General features: G+C 45.5%; 16 protein-coding genes and 1 riboswitch. Of the genes, 8 read left to right on the top strand and 8 right to left on the bottom strand.

Features of this window, described 5'->3' with window-relative positions:
• Positions 1 to 54: 54 nt before the first annotated feature.
• Positions 55 to 139, top strand: a riboswitch (cyclic di-GMP riboswitch).
• 270 nt (positions 140 to 409) lie between these two features.
• Both VEJY3_RS24075 and VEJY3_RS24070 read left to right on the top strand, forming a co-directional pair.
• Positions 410 to 1,981 carry a glycoside hydrolase family 68 protein gene (locus VEJY3_RS24075; RefSeq protein WP_014235045.1) on the top strand — a complete coding sequence of 524 codons (1,572 nt, stop codon included), beginning with the start codon at positions 410 to 412 and terminating at the stop codon, positions 1,979 to 1,981.
• Between the two features lie 72 nt (positions 1,982 to 2,053).
• Positions 2,054 to 3,676, top strand: coding sequence for a glycoside hydrolase family 32 protein (locus tag VEJY3_RS24070; RefSeq protein ID WP_014235044.1), 1,623 nt, complete (start codon positions 2,054 to 2,056; stop codon positions 3,674 to 3,676).
• A 388-nt stretch (positions 3,677 to 4,064) separates the two neighbouring features.
• Here the strand turns inward: VEJY3_RS24070 and VEJY3_RS24065 are convergent, their stop codons facing one another.
• The 6 genes from VEJY3_RS24065 to VEJY3_RS24040 form a co-directional block, all read right to left on the bottom strand.
• Complete coding sequence (locus VEJY3_RS24065; protein WP_014235043.1) at positions 4,065 to 4,349, bottom strand: hypothetical protein; 285 nt, start codon at positions 4,347 to 4,349, stop codon at positions 4,065 to 4,067.
• 80 nt (positions 4,350 to 4,429) lie between these two features.
• On the bottom strand, positions 4,430 to 4,840 hold the full coding sequence (locus tag VEJY3_RS24060; protein ID WP_014235042.1) for a hypothetical protein: 411 nt from the start codon (positions 4,838 to 4,840) through the stop codon (positions 4,430 to 4,432).
• Positions 4,841 to 4,849: 9 nt separating this feature from the next.
• On the bottom strand, positions 4,850 to 5,071 hold the full coding sequence (locus tag VEJY3_RS24055; protein ID WP_014235041.1) for a hypothetical protein: 222 nt from the start codon (positions 5,069 to 5,071) through the stop codon (positions 4,850 to 4,852).
• 11 nt (positions 5,072 to 5,082) lie between these two features.
• Positions 5,083 to 6,648: a M6 family metalloprotease domain-containing protein gene (locus VEJY3_RS24050; RefSeq protein ID WP_237708190.1), complete on the bottom strand. Its 1,566-nt coding sequence runs from the start codon at positions 6,646 to 6,648 to the stop codon at positions 5,083 to 5,085.
• A gap of 756 nt (positions 6,649 to 7,404) precedes the next feature.
• Positions 7,405 to 7,863 (bottom strand): hypothetical protein, encoded by a 459-nt coding sequence (locus VEJY3_RS24045; protein WP_014235039.1) that lies wholly within the window; start codon positions 7,861 to 7,863, stop codon positions 7,405 to 7,407.
• 157 nt (positions 7,864 to 8,020) lie between these two features.
• Positions 8,021 to 8,854 carry an AraC family transcriptional regulator gene (locus VEJY3_RS24040; protein WP_014235038.1) on the bottom strand — a complete coding sequence of 278 codons (834 nt, stop codon included), beginning with the start codon at positions 8,852 to 8,854 and terminating at the stop codon, positions 8,021 to 8,023.
• 251 nt (positions 8,855 to 9,105) lie between these two features.
• Here VEJY3_RS24040 and VEJY3_RS24035 point away from each other — a divergent pair, with 251 nt between their 5' ends.
• The 5 genes from VEJY3_RS24035 to VEJY3_RS24015 all read left to right on the top strand — a co-directional run bounded on the left by VEJY3_RS24035 (position 9,106) and on the right by VEJY3_RS24015 (position 15,178).
• Positions 9,106 to 10,245 carry a tyramine oxidase subunit B gene (locus VEJY3_RS24035; RefSeq protein ID WP_014235037.1) on the top strand — a complete coding sequence of 380 codons (1,140 nt, stop codon included), beginning with the start codon at positions 9,106 to 9,108 and terminating at the stop codon, positions 10,243 to 10,245.
• A 35-nt stretch (positions 10,246 to 10,280) separates the two neighbouring features.
• Positions 10,281 to 10,700, top strand: a complete 420-nt coding sequence (locus VEJY3_RS24030) for a RidA family protein (protein ID WP_014235036.1) — start codon at positions 10,281 to 10,283, stop codon at positions 10,698 to 10,700.
• A 94-nt stretch (positions 10,701 to 10,794) separates the two neighbouring features.
• On the top strand, positions 10,795 to 12,087 hold the full coding sequence (locus VEJY3_RS24025; protein WP_014235035.1) for an FAD-binding oxidoreductase: 1,293 nt from the start codon (positions 10,795 to 10,797) through the stop codon (positions 12,085 to 12,087).
• Positions 12,088 to 12,125: 38 nt separating this feature from the next.
• A complete protein-coding gene (locus VEJY3_RS24020; RefSeq protein WP_014235034.1) occupies positions 12,126 to 13,526 on the top strand; it encodes an APC family permease in 1,401 nt (466 codons plus the stop codon).
• Between the two features lie 728 nt (positions 13,527 to 14,254).
• Positions 14,255 to 15,178, top strand: coding sequence for an OmpA family protein (locus VEJY3_RS24015; protein WP_014235033.1), 924 nt, complete (start codon positions 14,255 to 14,257; stop codon positions 15,176 to 15,178).
• Between the two features lie 210 nt (positions 15,179 to 15,388).
• On the opposite strand, the gene putP is transcribed toward VEJY3_RS24015, so the two are convergent.
• Positions 15,389 to 16,840, bottom strand: coding sequence for a sodium/proline symporter PutP (gene putP, locus VEJY3_RS24010; RefSeq protein ID WP_014235032.1), 1,452 nt, complete (start codon positions 16,838 to 16,840; stop codon positions 15,389 to 15,391).
• 49 nt (positions 16,841 to 16,889) lie between these two features.
• Positions 16,890 to 17,276 (bottom strand): ectoine synthase, encoded by a 387-nt coding sequence (locus VEJY3_RS24005; protein WP_014235031.1) that lies wholly within the window; start codon positions 17,274 to 17,276, stop codon positions 16,890 to 16,892.
• 137 nt (positions 17,277 to 17,413) lie between these two features.
• On the opposite strand from VEJY3_RS24005, the gene VEJY3_RS24000 reads away from it, so the two are divergent.
• A complete protein-coding gene (locus VEJY3_RS24000) occupies positions 17,414 to 18,301 on the top strand; it encodes a LysR substrate-binding domain-containing protein (RefSeq protein WP_014235030.1) in 888 nt (295 codons plus the stop codon).
• Positions 18,302 to 18,353 lie beyond the last annotated feature (52 nt).

Raw genomic sequence — 18,353 nt, 5'->3', positions numbered from 1 at the left:
GTTAGCAAAGGCTTACCCACACTCAGTTCATCATCTCTTCTCTTGTAGGATGCATGACTGAAAAGGCAAAACCTCCGAAAGGGGGTGACGCAAAGTCTCCGATCTAACGGACATTTCCTATGATAGCGGGACCGCCAGTTTTGTATTTCGACTTATTAAATTCGTTCGATTTTTAGTATCAAACTCTTTGGTCTGATATTTACATTCACGGGTGCATTCAGCCATTTGTTGATTCTGTTTGTCTGTGAATGGCTAAGTTTTACCTAATTTCGGGAACGTTACCGAAATTAGTGTGATTTTTAGATGATTTCGAATGGGTTATGCCGTTGATAGTTTGTGACATTTCTGAGGGTTAACCACTTCTGGAAAATTGAATATTTTGAGAATTTTATTAACAGAGGTAAGTAAAATGCGTTCGACAAAAATGAAAACGGGAGTCCCTATTTTAGGGATTTTAATGGGAACAGCGGCAAGTCAGTTAGCTTTTGCAGCACAGCTTCAACCTGGTCCAGAGCCAACGTTACACACTCAAGAAGCTTACGCTCCTGAGAGTAATTTTACGGCTAAATGGACCCGTGCTGATGCTCGTCAGCTCAAGCGTATGTCTGATCCAATGGCTGGGTCACGTGAGAACTCTATGCCACAAGAGTACACGATGCCTAGCGTCCCTCAGGATTTTCCTGACATGTCTAATGAGCAGGTATGGGTATGGGATTCATGGCCACTGACTGATGCGGATGCCAACCAATATAGCGTGAACGGACAGGAGATTATTTTCTCTCTTGTTGCGGATAGAAGCCTAGGTTTTGATGAACGACACCAGTATGCGAAGATCGGCTACTTCTATCGTCCAGCGGGTATTCCAGCAGAGGAACGCCCAGAAAACGGTGGCTGGACTTATGGTGGCCTTGTTTTTGACGAAGGTGTCACCGGACAAATCTTTGAGGATCAGTCATACAGTCATCAGACACAATGGTCTGGCTCTGCCCGAATTTTCCCAGGTGGTGAAGTGAAACTTTTCTTTACCGATGTTGCGTTCTATCGTGACTCAAACGGCAATGACATCAAGCCATATGACCCACGCATTGCACTCAGTGTCGGTAAGATACACGCGAATAAAAATGGCGTAAAATTCACCGGATTCGATAAGGTGATTAATCTTCTGGAAGCTGACGGTACCTACTATCAGACGGCTGAACAAAACCCTTACTTTAACTTCCGTGACCCGTTTACGTTCGAAGATACTGCTCATCCAGGCGAAACCTTCATGGTCTTTGAAGGTAACTCAGCAATGGAAAGGGGCTCGGCGAAGTGTTCCGAGGAAGATCTAGGTTATCAGGATGGTGACCCGTACGCTGAAACAGTCAGAGATGTGAATGCATCGGGTGCGACATTCCAGATTGGTAACGTTGGTTTAGCGCGAGCGACGAATGATGACCTTACCGAGTGGGAGTTTTTACCACCGATCCTTTCGGCGAACTGTGTTACTGACCAGACCGAACGCCCTCAGATCTATCAAAAAGATGGTAAATACTACCTATTCACTATCAGCCACAGCACGACGTTTGCAAGTGGTATCACTGGTCCGGAAGGGGTGTATGGCTTTGTAGGTGATGGTATCCGTAGTGATTACCAACCACTGAACCAAGGTTCAGGTCTTGTACTTGGTAACCCAACCAACCTGAACTTCTACCCAGGAACGCCTTACGACCCAGACTACAACCAGCCAGCAGGTCACTTCCAGTCTTACTCACACTATGTGATGCCTGATGGGTTGATTCAATCCTTTATCGATACTATCGGCGTTAAAGAAAACTTCCGACGTGGTGGTACTTTGGCTCCAACAGTGAAAGTCCTGATTGATGGTGACACTACTGAAGTCGATTACTCTTACGGGACGAGTGGGCTAGGTGGCTGGGCAGATATCCCTGCAAATATAAACGTTAATCCAAGCGGTGTGATCCAGAAAACGCTTAAATAGAATTCCTGAAGTTGTACATGTCATAAATCAGAGGGGCGGGCATTCCGCCCCTCTATGATAATAAGAAGGATTATGCGCTTTAAACTTAACTCACTGACGGGCATGCCACTTGTCACTGTTGCCTGTGCTTCATTTGCATTGTTTACTGCCAGTCTCTCACTTTCTGGCGTTGAATTAGCGTCTGCCAGCTCGTCTCAATTTACTCGCCCTTCAGAATGGTCCCCTTATCGGCCAGCTATACATATTACTCCCAACAGACATTGGATGAATGATCCTCAGCGTCCTTTCTTTATCGATGGTGTCTGGCATTTCTACTATCTCTATAACGCTGATTACCCAAATGGGAATGGGACGGCGTGGTATCACATGACATCAAAAGACCTCGTCCATTGGCAGGAACATGGTGTAGCTATTCACAAATATAAAAATGGTCTTGGCGATATTCAAACGGGGAGCGTCGTCGTTGATACCAAAAATACAGCGGGCTTTGGTGCCGGAGCGATTATTGCTATTGCAACTCAGCAACATGACGGAGTACAGCGTCAGTCACTCTTTGTCTCAACCGATGGTGGCTATCACTTTAAAGAGTATGACGATAACCCAATTATGGATAATCCCGGGGCTGAACATTGGCGTGATCCCAAGGTCATTTGGGATGAGGAGAACAGTCAATGGGTAATGGCGCTTGCGGAAGGGCACAAAATTGGCTTCTATACCTCTTCAGACCTTAAACACTGGACATATCAATCCGATTTCCAGCGTGATGATCTTGGTCTTCTCGAGTGTCCTGATCTGTTTCAACTCTCGCTTGATGGTGATCCTAATAATATTCGCTGGGTGCTTGCATCCGGCGCGAATGGTTTCAGAACAGGAAAAACGACGGGCACGGCTTACTGGATTGGAAGCTGGGATGGAAAGCGCTTTATACCAGAAAGTGAAGAACCACAATGGCTGGACGCAGGAGCCGATTTTTATGCGATGGTGTCGTGGCAAGATTCCAATTTAGGTGCTGACCAGCGTCTTGAATCTCGCTACGCGATTGGCTGGCTTAACAATTGGGGTTATGCCAACGAGTTGCCCACTAAAGCATGGCATGGAGCCGCGAGTTCTATTGTTCGTCAAATAAAACTGCGTTCTGTAGATGGAAACCCTGTCCTTTTCTCCCAGCCGATTGAGGCAATAGCAGGGCTTGAAGGCGATCCTTATACTCGCTCGGCCGTTGAAGTATTAGAGTCATCGAACACAAGTTTCCCTAAGCCGATATCTGACGCTTACCGCCTTAAAATCGATCTTGACGCACACTCCGACGCCAGCGAGTTCCAGTTACAACTCAAAGGAAAGGACGGTCATTTTGCCATTGTAGGGTATGACTTCGAACACGAAACGGTGTTTATCAGACGCGATAGGGACGCAATAGCAAGCTCAATGCCTGATGTATATCGTGAGGAACGTAAAACGGTAGTTCGTGCCCAGAACGGTGTCGTAAAACTAGACATCATTGTCGATACGTTCTCCATCGAGGTCTTTGTTAACGATGGTGAGATGTCGCTGTCTAATCTGATATTTGGAACTCAGGACGCCAATGATCTTACGGCGGTATCTGTTGGAGGCACCACCGTACTCCGTAACCTAGAACTTACGCCACTGAAGGTTACTCCGATTCAGCGTTACTCTAGTGAGGGAGCGAAGAAATAAGAGTTTAATTTGGCAAGCTAAAAGGGCGTGATGGCTTGCCATAATTTGTTCATATTTGCCTCAGAGTCGCTAAACCGACTAACTAAAACATTCCGGCAATTAAGGCTAACGCAAAAATAACAGCCAGCATAACCAGAAAAAACTTCATCATTAATCCAAGATCATTACTACCACCACGTGGGGGTTTATTACAGCAGCTCATGGTTGGTCCTCTATTACTGAGAAATGTCGATCTGATGATAATGGTTACCCTTGGGGGAAGGTAAAGGGGAGCTCTCAGGTAAGTCTACCTTTAAGGAATTATTAGAGGGCTAGGAAAGTACTTTTCTGAGTCCGATTCTGCTGTGACCTTTGGCGTAATCCTCAGCTTAACCTAATCGTCTAGAGACTAATGAAAATCGACACTGATATCGCTCAGTAGACATTCCTGATGATGTGGCCCGCCGATAAACTCTGCCTGTCCCCGAATTTGGCTGCCGACCGTTAGCTCGTCGACGTTGTCAAAGGTGAAACAGTCTAAATGGGAGCCAGGCTCTGTAAAGCAAGGGCCAAACTGACGATCGACCTGCTCGATGAGTAAACGTACCCGATGCTTACCATTTTCATTCGGGCTAATTACCAGCACCTGACCGGTTAGGGTGGATTGATTGGGGGCTGCCGAAACTCCGCTCATAGTTGGCTCCGTAAAAAATAACAAGATGCACACCAGCAGTGTAGAAGGTGTGCATCGGCTTGTTAAGTACCCGTTCAATTCTACTTCTTCGCTCGGGTGGATTTTTTCTTCTCAGCGACCGGTTGTTCTTTCGGTTCGGGGATGGCGTCACTGGTCAACTCTGCATCCATGAAATCGTCAGGCATGGGTACATGCTCATCGAGCGAGTCGGAAAATGCCATTTCAACCATATCCGGTCGCGGAGCCACACTTAGGTCGCTTATTTCTTCGTGAAAGAAGTCTTCAGGACCTGGTGCGGGCACGTCGTCAAACGCAGCCGCTTCGTTGAACTCAGCAGAACCGTTGGGTGCCGGTGCACTCAGCTCATCGTGACTCTCTGCAACTTCTTCAACGCCTGTAGGGGGAGGACCGTCGTCTGTGACGAATGCCTGAGCCGATGTCTGAACATCAGGTTGTGACTCAGTAATATTGATATTAATAGTCTGTGCCATAGCAGCCCCCTAGAAATAAAGGATGGTGATTTGACTGGTACTGTCTTCAATGGTGCCGGATACAGTTTTACCGCTGCCTTTTGCGGCATTGAGCATCATAAACATATTAGTTGAGCTATCGGTATTGCTAGGCTTAATTTTCCGCCAGCCGATGGTATCGATATACCCCCAGACATTTTTTGAGTGTGGAGTCGAATAGGTACGAAGAATTTTTTTGTTGGAAAAGTTCATGAGTATTTCTCCTAATTCATGTATGCGGCATAAATTTTACTACCGTCGATTTGTACCGAGACGGGTCTATCGAAGGCTCGCGCGTTTACCAATAGATTGAATACATTACTGACGCCATCATTGCTGATACCATCTATTTTCCGCCAGCCGATTCCGGCGAGGTAGGCCCAGCAATTGTTCGTATGAACGGTGGCATACGTGCGTGAAACCGCGACGTTGTGCTTCCATTCTTTCGCCGCTGCACCGCCGACATTGACGTTAGCCGTGATATTGTTGCTCACGCGAGTAATATCGCTGACGGTTACCTTGGAGTCGGCACCGCTGTAGCTTTTGCTGTTGGGTGTCGAGGTATTGGAGAAGCGATTATTGCTGCCCGATGGATACGGGTCGTTACTGTCGCCTGAGTTAGCGTTGGTATTGAGATGGCGTTGCCCATCAGCTTGCTCAATATCGACCAGATAATGGCTTTCGTCGGTGTTGTTTGTTTTGTTTTCATCGACATGCTCGATGATCATCCCCTCTCCGGGTAAGTATTGATCGTAACCGCTTTTTTGACGGTTGCTGAGCAGGAAGTACTCCTTGCTGTTGACACTACCAATCGGAAGCTTGTAAACCTGTGCGTTGTCGCTGTAGGGGTTGAGGTTAATAGCCTGAGCACTGTTGAAGATCACCCCAGGTGTGACCCACCCAGCTTGTACCTTACACCAAGCGGTCGGGTGCGCTGGGGTATTACCGCCATTGTTCCAGCTGCCGCCCGCCATTAAATCCCAGCTACCAGTACCGCGACTTGAATAGTCGGTGTCGTATAGATCTGGCCATCCCATTAGCAGATGCCCTAATTCGTGCGACATGACGCCGACCCGGCCATTTTCTGGTGCCATAAAATAACGATCGACCACCACTCCATCTACGTTCTTGGGTGAGATGCTCCATTTATGTGACCATATGTCATCTTTATCACCAGATTGTTCGCCGCCGATGCCCGCACAAATGATCACCAAAGCTTCTACTTTGCCATTTCCGTTGTTGTCGTAGTTGGCGAAGTTGACATGAGGTGCAGCCAGATCAATCACATCCTCTGCCAGTTTTTGAGCGTTGCGAGGGTAGCTACCAAAGCCAAAATCGTTGTTGGTGTAATAACTTTTTGGCTGCGGCGCTCTATACCATCCGGCTGTTGGACCGCTGCCGGATACTTGGCCCTGTACATCTAACTTGTTGTAGGACACTTCGCGATAGTATTCACGCATACTGTTGCCACCGAGTGAAAACAGCAGGTTATTAAAGTGACTCTGTGGTTGCGTGGCGGTTTTATCTGAAAAGTCGACGAGCAACACCAGCGCCCGTCGCACTCCGGTTACCGGAGCCGACTCAAGAGTGTGGTTATGAGAGCGGGTTTTTGCCGGGCGTCCGGTGATAAGCGTATAAGTACGCATATCAAGCAAGTCGACCTGATCGACCTGGTCCAGTAGGCTACCGTGTAAGAAAGCATCCTTGGACTTGTCTATCTTGTTATGCAGATCCGGGTCCGGAGGCATAATACATAAGTCTCTACACATAATATAAATTCCTTTTGCCATTATATTACGTTCGATTTCTGGTTATCTTTTAACTGCTTGGCCAGAACGATAGCACGTGCTTACAAGGGCAAGCTCGTTACCAAATGAAGCAGCTGATTCAGCCTGAAATAAGAACATGTCTTGTAAGATTCACGTTACTACTCCAACTGTCCCTGCATTGGCAGAGATGTCTCAAACTCTTCTTATTTATACTTTACTCAACTACGTGCATAAAACTTTAGTCAAGACAATCGGCAAGTCAAATACAGCAAGGGCTACAGCCTAATTTGGCAAGACAGAAGAGGCGTTGAAAACAAGCTAAAATGAGCGGTTAAGAACGATAATATTGATTAAGTATGTAAATACTCACTAACAATGAGGCGACGTAAAAATAAAAGATATTTTTTAAGTAATTGCTAGTTGTTAAAATGAGAGTTTTTAAATGCACGAAGTTGCATATTGGTGAGTGTGTAGAGGTTTGTTTAACTTTTTGCGTGATTCCAGACTGCTCGCATCTAATATGAAAATAGTATCACTATCGTGATTAATTTTCTGTTTGCTCAGATTGTTATAATACGAAAAAATTTATCTGATTTTTTTGTTGAAAGCAGGTGATTATTCGAGTGTGTTTGGGGGAATGGATTCCTCAACTATACGCTATTTTCTAGCTAAGTAGAGGCAGTCCTGATTACACTGCCAGCGTCTAAGAATAGCGTTGTAAAAAGGTGGACCGATGCTCCACCTTGTTCCAATTAACCTGAAGATAGTAAAACGAACTTAATCTTGCGGGGCTTGTTTGGCATTGATCTCAGCATAAGTGTGCAGGAGCTCTGTCAGCGTCTTAACCCACACAAATACATCCGTCGGGGTGTTTTCAAGCAGCTTTTCTACTTGCTCACAATGGGTTTCAAGTGTGATGGCTTCTTCCAAACGGAATGAGATCGCATAGAAATGCCAAAGGATCAGGCGTGTCATTCTCTCGCTGTTTTGCTTCGCGTTCTCGGAGTCATAAAAAGCTTGTTGAACTTCACTCAGCGCAATAGCCGTCATACGCAGCATCGCATCGAGGCGGGCAGACAGCATGCGGTCTTCACTATCCACTTCTTCTTGATCAAAAGTAAACAGCTCATTCATCACGTCTTCTGGCACCATTTTGCTGATCATGCGAGCACTAAACTCTTCCAGCTCATGACGAGGCATGGTTACAAGGCAATCGAAGGTGTAATCACGAAGCATAAAATCACTCTAGTTTGGTAATAGGTTTCAGTCCTTGCATTCTAAGTGCTGAAATTTCGATTACCACTGTTTATTCTCGTTTAGGAGTGACTCTTATTGTGAGAAAAACAACGCAGAAGTGTACAAATTTAGAGCAAAGCGCACCATTAAAGTGCTTTTAGTAGCAATGAATTCGCTCTAGATAAGTCTTTTCTTTTACTCTGTTTTGATACTCGAGCGGGGTAACATTCACTAGCTTCTTAAACTCTCGAAGGAAGTGGGGTTGGTCGCTGAAACCTAAATCTGTCGCTAGGTTAGAAAACGTGAGATTGTTGCTGTGATTTATATCGTAAACGGCTGACTGGCAACGAATAGCGCGGCTAAAGCCTTTCGGTGTTAGTCCAATATCATTTTTAAACATACGCTGCAAAGTCCGGCAGGTATATCCTGAAAACCTCTCCAGTTCCTGAACTTGGATATTCCCTTTGTGCTGGCAAATTTTGGCTACGATTTGTCGGGTCACGTTCGTCGAATCTCGCGGGCTTTTCCTAGTGAGAAACTGACTTACTGCGTCAACTTGCTTCGAAAAATCTTTTGCTGCTAAGACGTAATCAATGAGTTCATTGGAGTGAGGCATAACATCTTGTAAACAATATTCTTTGTTCGTGAGTTCGCCTGCTGAGGCCTGTAAAAAATCGGGCTTAACTCCTGGGTTAAAGCGGACACCGAAATAGCGATGGCCCCGTTCAAATAGTACCGACGAAGCCTCTAATCTCGTACCGCAGACTAATGCGCCAGATGTGTCTGCATCGCAGTCAAAGACGATATCGATACACCCATCTGGAATGGCAGTCGTTGGGGATTCTGAACTTCCGGCTTTAAAGCTGTAGAAGTGAGACACTTCGGGGTTGCTGGTTGATAGACGCGTAAGAAACTGCTCTGAACTCAAAACAAACCAAGGCTGTTTTGAGTGAATCCCCGAAATATTGAACATCATTGATGAAGCCACCATTCACTTCTCCTCACTGCTCAGCGATAAGCCGCCAAAGTAAGCAAGTAAAGCAAGCAAGGTGCCATATTTTTCCGCGAAGCCCCGTGTTCCCCAATGTCGCAAAAATTCAATACGCCAAGAACATTGCTCAATAGTATCGAAAGCAATGGCTCAAGACGGAAACTGCCTGATTCACATATAACGGATTTCTTGAGCACATTGATGAATGCATGAAGCAGCAAACAAAAAACTATATGGATATAGGTGGCGTTATGTCAGACAGCACAAAAATTGATTTTATCTACCTTTCAGAGCAGGACATGATTAAAGCGGGTGTAACGGATATGCCTGCATGTGTCGACACAATGGAAGAGATGTTCTCACTGCTCCAAAAAGGTGACTACCGAATGGCAGGTGCGAACAATGATTCGCACGGCGCAATGGTGACATTTCCTGATGAGTCCCCTTTCCCGAACATGCCTAAACCCACGGCTGACCGACGTCTTATGGCGATGCCTGCATACCTGGGCGGTGATTTCCAGACTTGCGGCGTGAAGTGGTATGGCTCGAACATCGCCAACCGAGAGAAAGGCCTGCCGCGTTCAATCCTGATGTTCATCCTCAACGATATTGAAACCAGTGCTCCACTTGCCTATATGTCTGCAAACTTGCTTTCTGCGTATCGCACAGGCGCAGTACCCGGAGTGGGCGCGCGCCACCTTGCGAGAAAAGATGCCAAAGTGATTGGTTTGCTTGGCCCTGGTGTCATGGGCAAAACCACCGTCGCCGCCTTTATCGCAGCCTGCCCGCAGGTCGATACCATCAAAATTAAAGGTCGTGGCAAAAAGAGCCTGGACAGCTTTATGACTTGGCTCGCCGCTTCTTACCCTCAAATCACCAATGTTCAGATTGTCGATACCGTAGAAGAGGCGGTTCGAGATTCCGATCTGGTGACTTATTGCAACTCAGGAGAGACCGGTGATCCGTCTACTTATCCGGAAGTGAAACGCGAGTGGGTAAAACCGGGGGCATTTCTTGCGATGCCAGCCAGCTGTCGTCTCGATGAAGGGATGGAACAGTCTGATGTTCGCAAAGTAATGGATAACAAAGGGCTGTATGAGGCGTGGTTTGAAGAGGTACCCAAGCCGACTCACAACATCATCCCTCTGGTTGGAATGCGCTTTATGGACATGATCGACGCTGAAAAAATGTCTGCAAGTGAACTGGAAGATCTGGGTGAGATTGTCGCAGGTGTTACTCCGGGGCGCAAAAACGACGAAGAAATCATCGTGATGTCAGTGGGTGGCATGCCAGTCGAAGATGTGGCTTGGGCAACCAAAATTTACCGCAACGCTGTTGAGAAAGGCATTGGTGTTTCGCTGAATTTATGGGATGAGCCAGTACTTAGCTAAATCGAGTGGCATAACAGAACAAAGGAAATGTAGAGATGGCAAAAATAATCAAGGTAAAAACCGGCTCCCGATTCGAAGAGATTGCGAGTTACTCACGTGTCGTGACTGTCGATAACTGGATATTCGTCTCCAACACTGCGGGAAGAAATCCGGAAACCAACGAAATGCCAGACGATGTGTTCGAGCAAACTGATCAGGTGTTTCTCAACATTGAGCGGGCTCTTGCAGCTGTAGACGCGAGCTTGGGCGATGTCGTGACGTCAAAAGTGTTCATTCAAAATCCAGACGACGTCGGCGCTGTGATGGAACACATCGGCAGTAAGTTTAAAGGAATCGATCCTACGACCACGGTCACGTGTCCTCCTCTGGGCTCAAGTATTTACAAAGTTGAGTTGGAAGTGACGGCTTACCGAGGCGCTTCTAAGAGCGATACCGAACATCGGATTATCGGCTAACAAGGCAGATTCTTATCATTTTAACCTGAGCTTGGAACAAGCAAATCGCTGAGTTTTTGATGGTTCGAGTTCAGGTTACTAAAGGGATGTAGACATGATAAAAACACTCGAATTTGTAGAGACACTAAACGAGCTACCAGCATCGACCAGCGTCGTGATTATTGGTGGCGGCATTGTTGGTATTAATGCGGCACTGACATTAGCTGAGAGAAACATTCCAGTTGTTGTGATTGAAAAAGGCTTTGTTGGCGCGGAGCAATCTTCACGCAACCTGGGTTGGATACGTAAAACCAATCGTCATGCGGACGATGTTCCTTTGGCACTCGCTTCTGACCAGCTATGGGCGGGTATGTCAGAAAGAATCAACCGTGATGTGGATTACAAGCAAAGCGGCATTATGTTCCTGGCTGATAACGAAAAGCAGATGGGCGCTTATGAGTCGTGGCTTGAATCGGTTAAGTCGCTTTCTCTGGACTCCAAACTTTTGAGTGCTGAAGAAATCAAAGCGATGGTGCCAGGCGGTGAAGGCAAATGGCTGGGTGGAATCTATACCGCCTCGGACGGCAGAGCTGAACCTTCCATCGCCACCAGTGCGATGGCGAGAGCTGCGATTGAGAAAGGTGCGGTCATTATTCAGAACTGTGCGGTGCGCAATTTGTCTTTGTCAGGAGGGAAAGTCAGCGGCGTGGTGACTGAAAAGGGTGAGATTCGTTGTGAGCAAGTACTGCTGGCTGGTGGTGCGTGGTCTAAAGCTTTCTTGAGTCACCACGGTGTATCTTTGCCTTCGTTGCCTTTGATTTGTTCCGTGATGCGTTCCAAGCCGATGAACGGCCCGACGGACATCGCCGTTGCGGGACCAGATTTTTCATTTCGTAAACACTTGGATGGCGGCTTTGTCATCATGCAGCGCGGCGCGATAGAAGCACGCCTGACACTCGATCACTTCCTGATTGGACACCGTTATTTAGGGCAGCTGAAACAGCAACGCGATGCGCTGAGAATTTCGGTCGGGCGACATTTCATTGAAGATCTTAAAGCTTCGAAACGCTGGTCACGCAACAAATCTTCCATGTTCGAACAAATTCGCGTAATGAACCCGGATCATAACTCTGGATTAAACCAAGAAGCACTGAGAAATCTGCGCAAAGCATGGCCTGACTTTGAGCAAGCTGAAATTGCTGAAGAGTGGGGAGGGCTGATTGATATTACACCAGATTCCAAACCCGTTATCGACACACTGGACGCGATACCTGGGTTGACTATTGCTACCGGGTTTTCGGGTCATGGGTTTGGTACAGGGCCAGCCGCAGGGATGCTCGCGGCCGATCTGATAAGTGGCACGACACCACTTATTAATCCCGAGCCATACCGATTTGACCGATTGTAGTTGGTTATCTTGATTTAACGAATCTAAGGAATAGAAATATGAACGATGTAGTCAACACTAACAACATTCATATAGCTGAAGGATCAGCGACTAAGAATCAAAAGTTAAAGATTGGGCTTGGAACAATGATGGCGATTTGTATCGGCCTGGTTATTGTTCAGGGTGCCATGATTTCGGCGACTCAGGGCATTGGCCTCGGTGGTATGGCGTTTGTTGCCGCTATGTTCGCCGCCTTTATCCTCGCCCAGTTTAATGCGATGAGCTTTGCGGAACTGTCTTTGATGTTTCCGCAGGAGGGGTCGCTTGCGACCTACACACAAAAAGCCATCGGCCACTTTCCTGCTATTGTCGCGGTATTTGCTGGCTATGTCGTGGTGTCCGTGCTGGCACTGCCGGTTGAGTTGTTCTTAGTCGACGCCATGCTAAGTGAGCTATTGCCCGGTATGCTACCTGAAAAAGTGGTGCCTTTAGGTATCCTTGTTTTGCTCAGTGTTACAAACATGGTTGGCGCGGATGTCTTTGCTCGAGTTCAAAACCTGCTGGCATTTATTCTGGTCGCAGCGCTTATTCTTGTCGGATTGTGTGCGATCACCGGATTAAGTGAACCGCATCCCGAGTTATCAGGCACAACGGTGGATTGGAGCTTTGGTGGTGTCATTGATGGTAGTTTTGTCGGCTTGATTGCACTCGCAATGTGGCTGATGGTCGGCGTCGAGTTTATTTGCCCGATGATCAAAGAGGTGAAAAATCCTGTTAAGAATATCCCCCGTTCTATGCACCTTTCTTTGTTGTTGATCTTCCTAATATTTCTCGCTTTTGCCTACGGAGCCAGCCTTTATCTCAACGTGGATACGTTAGTGAGCTCACCAATCCCATATCTTGATTACATCAATGCTGTCTTCGGGCAAGCTGGTTTAGTGATTGCAACAGTGATGGCGCTGGCCGCAACCTGCAGCACGGTAAATACTATTTTAGCCTCTATCCCTAGAATGCTGCACGGAATGGCGATGCAAGATCAGGCATTCCCGCAGTTTAAAGCGCTTAATCGCTTTGATGTGCCTTGGGTAGGCATCGTAGTGATGGCTGGTTGTACCTCTATTCCGTTTTTGTTTCTCGATATCGACTCACTGATTGTGTTGGTGATTGCGGCAACCACAAGCTGGTTACTGGCTTACATGGTGGCTCATATCAATGTCATCGTATTGCGTAAACGTATGCCAGAACACAAGCGTCCGTACAAAACGCCTTTCTACCCGCTGCCGCAGATCTTAGGGATTATCGGGATGGGTTATGTCGCGCTGAATAACTCACCTTCACCGGAGATGACATCGCTGGTTTACACCATTACTGGAGGCATTTTGGCTTTAGTGATAGCGATAAGTGCTGTTTGGGTGAAGTTTTACATGAAACGTAAATTGTTTGAACCAGACATGAAATAGCGAAACCTAGCGTTTAAACGTTAAGTGTATAAAAGTGAATTAAGAATAGAAGGACGCAAGTAATGCGTCCTTTTGGTTATTTAAAGACACTTTTACAAATTACGTAGAAATTTCATCTGAACTATATTTTATGAGACCAAACAACAATGATGATGGCTGACTAACCGACTGAGATTAGCTTTTCATCAACATAATTAAAAACATCAATCTTATTAAAACCATTAATGGATTAATTTCTCAGGAAAAGAAAAGGATTGTTAATTTTCATCAGATATAACGTATAAAACTCACTGTTAAAATACATACGGATGAATAATAATCTTCGATTTATCGGTTTTGTAAGAACTATCTGAAAAACATGTAGTTACAAGTATGGAATTTATGATTACAAAAATGAGGCGTTCTCTTTCTATAGAGAGGTAATTTGTTAATTTAGTTTGATTTTTGAGCGAAATGGTATGCTTTTATGCGCCTCGTGAATTAATGATGTTGAAATTAATTAGCAAGTGTAATGTGACTGGATTCTATAAATGTCATTTATGACAGAGATAAATTTGAGTTGTTAATTAAAAAACAGCATTCATATAAAATGTAATTTCATTCTTATTACTAGTTGTTCCTTGTTTTAATTAAATTACACATTATTAACTCAGTTAATTGATTATTTTATTTCGATAACTATCGATTTTAATTTTATATCGAATAATTGAATAAAGGCAGAAAAATATATGAAACTAAAAGTAGCAACGCTAGCAATTATTGTGGCTGGGGGGATTTCGGCTGCAAATGCAGCGGACTTAGATCAAAATATCGATAAATCTGGATTTTGGCTGGGTGCAGCAGCTGGTATGGGTCTATCTGATACTGATGCTGGAGAAAGCGAAGTACTGAGCCCTAAACTTGAAATGGGTTACGATTTCGGCAAGCATTTTGGTCTTTACGGCAGGTACGATTACATGCATAACCTAAGCGATGCAGAACTGCACCTTGGCACATTAGGCGTGAAAGGAAATCTGTACTTCACTGACAACTTGTCGATGTTCGGTAAGCTTGGTGCAACGTACATCTTTGCTGATGGTAGCGAACTAAAAACTGACAGCTTTAGTGGTACTGCAGGTGTGGGTCTTGAATACCAACTGACTAATGCTGTAACGACAAAAATCGGTTACGACTACTACAACAATCTTGAAGCGAAAAATGGCCACGATTTAGATCTTAGTCAAGTGTACTGGGGCATGACGTACAAATTCGGCCAACCTGAAACGCCTCTAGTCGTTGAAGAGCAAGTTGAAGTGCCAGTAGAAGTCGTAAAAGAAGTGACGCAGACTTCTCGCTCTACTTACACACTGCCTTACCAAGTGGGCCAGGTTGATGTAAATGACTACGGTCGTTACAACCTTGATGAAGTGATCACGACAATGCGCAGCAACCCTGAGTTGACTGCTGAAATCGTAGGCCGTACGGATGCGACTGGTTCTGCTGCTACCAATGAACGTGTTTCAACGCAGCGTGCAGAGCATGTTGCCCAATACATGATCGATCAAGGTATTGACGCTGAACGCATCCACACTTCTGGTGTTGCAAATCAACAGCCTTTAACGAATGGTAGTAACGCACAACTTGAGCGTTCTGTTCAGATCACGTTGAACTAAAACAAATTCCTACAGCTCTAAGAGGCGAGTCGTGTACTCGCCTCTTTGTTATACAGGAAAGAGTAATCCGTCTTTTTTTGGGACGGTTTATACGTTCTGGGACTGGGAGTTTTGTAAATTGATCCACTGTGTGGTCGGAGTCTTCCTGTAATAAAAAACTACCTTCGTCTGAAGGTAGTTTTCTAGAGACTCAAAAGCAGCCTTATTGCTTTACTTGAACTGCAATGATGTCTCGCTTTCTTTACCGTCGTTTTTGGCTGACAACAACGTTGATACAACAATCACGAGTGTGGACATCAGGAATCCTGGCACGACACCAAAGATATCAAAAATACCTCCGTCCAAAATTTCCCAAACTAATGCAATGGCTGCACCTGTTATCATTCCGAAAATAGCGGCCGCTTTGGTCATCGCTGGCCAGAACAAGCTCAGTAAGATGACAGGACCAAAGGCTGCACCAAATCCACCCCAAGCGAAGGCAACCATGCTTAATAGTGTTTGATCCGCTTTGTTGAATGCCAGCGCAAGGCCAATTAGTGCGACGGCAATGACACCAAGGCGTGCAACCAGTAACACTTCTTTGTCAGATGCATTTTTGCGCAAATAGGTTTTGTATAAGTCTTCAGAGATAGTGGTTGAACACACAAGCAGCTGCGAGTCTATGGTGCTCATAATTGCTGCCAGCACACCCGCAATAATCAGTCCAGCAACCAGTGGATGATAAAATGCCTGTGCCAATGCAATAAATACCGTTTCAGCATTATCAAGCTTTGGCTCAAAATAGTATGACCCGAGCACGCCAACAACGACTGCAGACATCATGGTTATGGTTGACCAGACCATGGCAATTCGGCGAGAAACTTTCACGTCTTCTACGCTGCGTACGCTCATAAAACGGACGAGCACGTGAGGTTGACCTAAGTAACCAATACACCAGCCACTGAGAGATAGAAGACCCAAGAACCAGCCATTAGATGGTTTTAAGCTTTCCAGTGAAATCTCACTCATGATTTGGCTGTAGCTTACGCCTTGCTCTGGTGCACTAAACAGGAAGAACAAACTTAAAGCGGTAATGAACAGCGATAGCGCCATCATTAACCCTTGGAAAAAGTCCGTCCAGCATACCGCAAGGTAACCTCCCATGAAGGTGTAAGAGACGATAACAATTGAGCCAATAATTAGGGCTGATTCGTAACTTAAGCCGAACGTACTTTCAAAGAGAACCGCTCCGCCACTGAGTCCTGCTGCTACGTAAAGGGTAAAAAATAGCAAAGTGACGAGCGAGGACGTAAGTTGAAGAACATTGGTATTGTCTTTAAAGCGGTAGTGTAAATATTCTGGAATCGTCTGAGCATCGTTTAGTCTTTCCGTCTCTAAACGCAGCCTAGGTGCGATCAGCTTCCAGTTGAGATAAACACCCATCAGGGTAAATACAATAATCCATACGGATCCGAGGCCGCCGGCATAAAGCGCCCCCGGTAAACCCATCAACGCCCAACCACTCAGATCAGAAGCCCCTGAGCTTAATGCCGCAACACTTGGTGGTAGATTACGAGAACCTAATATGTAATCGGATACCGTATTCGTTTTTCTGTAGAAGTAGTACCCAATGGCCAGCATTCCCAGTAAATAGAGAATGAAGGCTGTATATAGATAACCCATAGACATTCCTCCCTGAATGTAGTTGTTTGTTATTTAAGGGGCGCTGAGATTAGTAGCTTGATGAGCCATCTCCAGAAAGATTGTGTCTTTCTGTGCCTTTTAGTGGTGGGTTAAACACAGAGACTAGAATCATGTCGTTTTTCTCTGAAGCTCGCAGGTAGTGCTTATCATGCTTATCCAAAACATAAATATCGCCTTGAGAGATTTTGTAGACATTGCCTTCCATGTCTTCAACTTCGCCATCGCCAGCAATGCAGTAACATGCTTCTAGATGGTTTTTGTATTCAAGGATTGACTCTGAACCTTGTGCAACAACGGTGTGGCATACGGTAAATCCCATGCCATCTTGCTCAGTAAGCAGTCGGTGGCTCGTACCGTTACCCCAATCAACAAAGTAATCACTCGTCGCTACGTCTTTTAAACTTCTTACAAACATGTGTTTTCCTTATGAAATTAATTCACCAATCCTGTTGGCTTTGGCTAGTTTTTACTACGAAAACAATGCTATCACTTGAGTTTTTTGTAAACAAATGATGAAATCTAGATTAAATGATGAGAAAAAGTTGACTATTGATGAGTATAAATAAAGGGTTTTTAGTACCTCCTCTTAATGCTCTAAAAGCATTTAATTGTGCAGCAAAATATGAGAATTTTTCTAAAGCCGCCGAGGAGTTACACGTCACGAGTACGGCTATCAGCCATCAGATATCAAACCTCGAAGAGTGGTTTGGAGTTGAGTTATTCAAGAAAAAGGGCAGGAGCGTGATGCTGACCCAAACCGGACATGAGCTTAAGCATAGAACCGGGCGTGTTTTTGATGAGCTTGCGGATATAGCGACGGATTTTAAAGTCAGAGGCAGGAAAAGTTCGTTAGTCGTCGGGTGTATTCCTTCGATTGCAACTCGGTGGCTGGTTCCAAATCTGAAAAGTTTTACCAAGCTCTACCCAGAAGTTGAAGTGCAGGTTCTATACGTGGATATGCGGGATCAACTGGCGGGAAGTACCTATGATGTACTCATCACCTACATCGAGCAGGAATCGGATGATGTGATTGAAATTCCATTCATCTCAAGGAACACCTACGCAGTCTGTAGCCCGAAGTTTTTGGAAGAATATGGCCCGTTTGATGAACCCAAAGACTTACTCCGTTCCGAGGTGATTCACGATGAAAACAAAGATGGTTGGACAGAGTGGTTCAAATTGGCGGGAGTCGATGTGGAGGGAGGGCTTCCAGGTAACACTTATGCCGATTTTAACTTACTCGTGATTTCCGCTATCGCAGGCCATGGCGTCGCACTTTGCCCTATTGATGCCTTCCGGGAAGAAATCAAAAGAGGCGATTTAGTTACTCTTTTTGATATCGCGAGTAATACCGATAAGTTTTACAACATCTGCAAAAGGAAAGATGCATCCAAAGACGTGATGTCTTTTGTCGAGTGGTTTGTCGATGTGTGTAAGTAAAATGCGCTAGGGTGATATCGGAGCGTTTAGATGTTGCTTGTGGCGAAGGATT

Source organism: Vibrio sp. EJY3 (assembly GCF_000241385.1).
GTDB lineage: Bacteria > Pseudomonadota > Gammaproteobacteria > Enterobacterales > Vibrionaceae > Vibrio > Vibrio natriegens.
Note: the sequence above shows the minus strand (reverse complement) of the source record. Positions and strands in the feature narration are given on the sequence as shown.

What these genes read in the sequence shown, in the direction of transcription:
- VEJY3_RS24075 (WP_014235045.1), top strand. Translation starts at nt 410, where the DNA reads ATGCGTTCGACAAAAATGAAAACGGGAGTCCCTATTTTAGGGATTTTA.
- VEJY3_RS24070 (WP_014235044.1), top strand. Translation starts at nt 2,054, where the DNA reads ATGCGCTTTAAACTTAACTCACTGACGGGCATGCCACTTGTCACTGTT.
- VEJY3_RS24065 (WP_014235043.1), bottom strand. Translation starts at nt 4,349, where the DNA reads ATGAGCGGAGTTTCGGCAGCCCCCAATCAATCCACCCTAACCGGTCAG.
- VEJY3_RS24060 (WP_014235042.1), bottom strand. Translation starts at nt 4,840, where the DNA reads ATGGCACAGACTATTAATATCAATATTACTGAGTCACAACCTGATGTT.
- VEJY3_RS24055 (WP_014235041.1), bottom strand. Translation starts at nt 5,071, where the DNA reads ATGAACTTTTCCAACAAAAAAATTCTTCGTACCTATTCGACTCCACAC.
- VEJY3_RS24050 (WP_237708190.1), bottom strand. Translation starts at nt 6,648, where the DNA reads ATGGCAAAAGGAATTTATATTATGTGTAGAGACTTATGTATTATGCCT.
- VEJY3_RS24045 (WP_014235039.1), bottom strand. Translation starts at nt 7,863, where the DNA reads ATGCTTCGTGATTACACCTTCGATTGCCTTGTAACCATGCCTCGTCAT.
- VEJY3_RS24040 (WP_014235038.1), bottom strand. Translation starts at nt 8,854, where the DNA reads ATGGTGGCTTCATCAATGATGTTCAATATTTCGGGGATTCACTCAAAA.
- VEJY3_RS24035 (WP_014235037.1), top strand. Translation starts at nt 9,106, where the DNA reads ATGTCAGACAGCACAAAAATTGATTTTATCTACCTTTCAGAGCAGGAC.
- VEJY3_RS24030 (WP_014235036.1), top strand. Translation starts at nt 10,281, where the DNA reads ATGGCAAAAATAATCAAGGTAAAAACCGGCTCCCGATTCGAAGAGATT.
- VEJY3_RS24025 (WP_014235035.1), top strand. Translation starts at nt 10,795, where the DNA reads ATGATAAAAACACTCGAATTTGTAGAGACACTAAACGAGCTACCAGCA.
- VEJY3_RS24020 (WP_014235034.1), top strand. Translation starts at nt 12,126, where the DNA reads ATGAACGATGTAGTCAACACTAACAACATTCATATAGCTGAAGGATCA.
- VEJY3_RS24015 (WP_014235033.1), top strand. Translation starts at nt 14,255, where the DNA reads ATGAAACTAAAAGTAGCAACGCTAGCAATTATTGTGGCTGGGGGGATT.
- putP (WP_014235032.1), bottom strand. Translation starts at nt 16,840, where the DNA reads ATGGGTTATCTATATACAGCCTTCATTCTCTATTTACTGGGAATGCTG.
- VEJY3_RS24005 (WP_014235031.1), bottom strand. Translation starts at nt 17,276, where the DNA reads ATGTTTGTAAGAAGTTTAAAAGACGTAGCGACGAGTGATTACTTTGTT.
- VEJY3_RS24000 (WP_014235030.1), top strand. Translation starts at nt 17,414, where the DNA reads ATGAGTATAAATAAAGGGTTTTTAGTACCTCCTCTTAATGCTCTAAAA.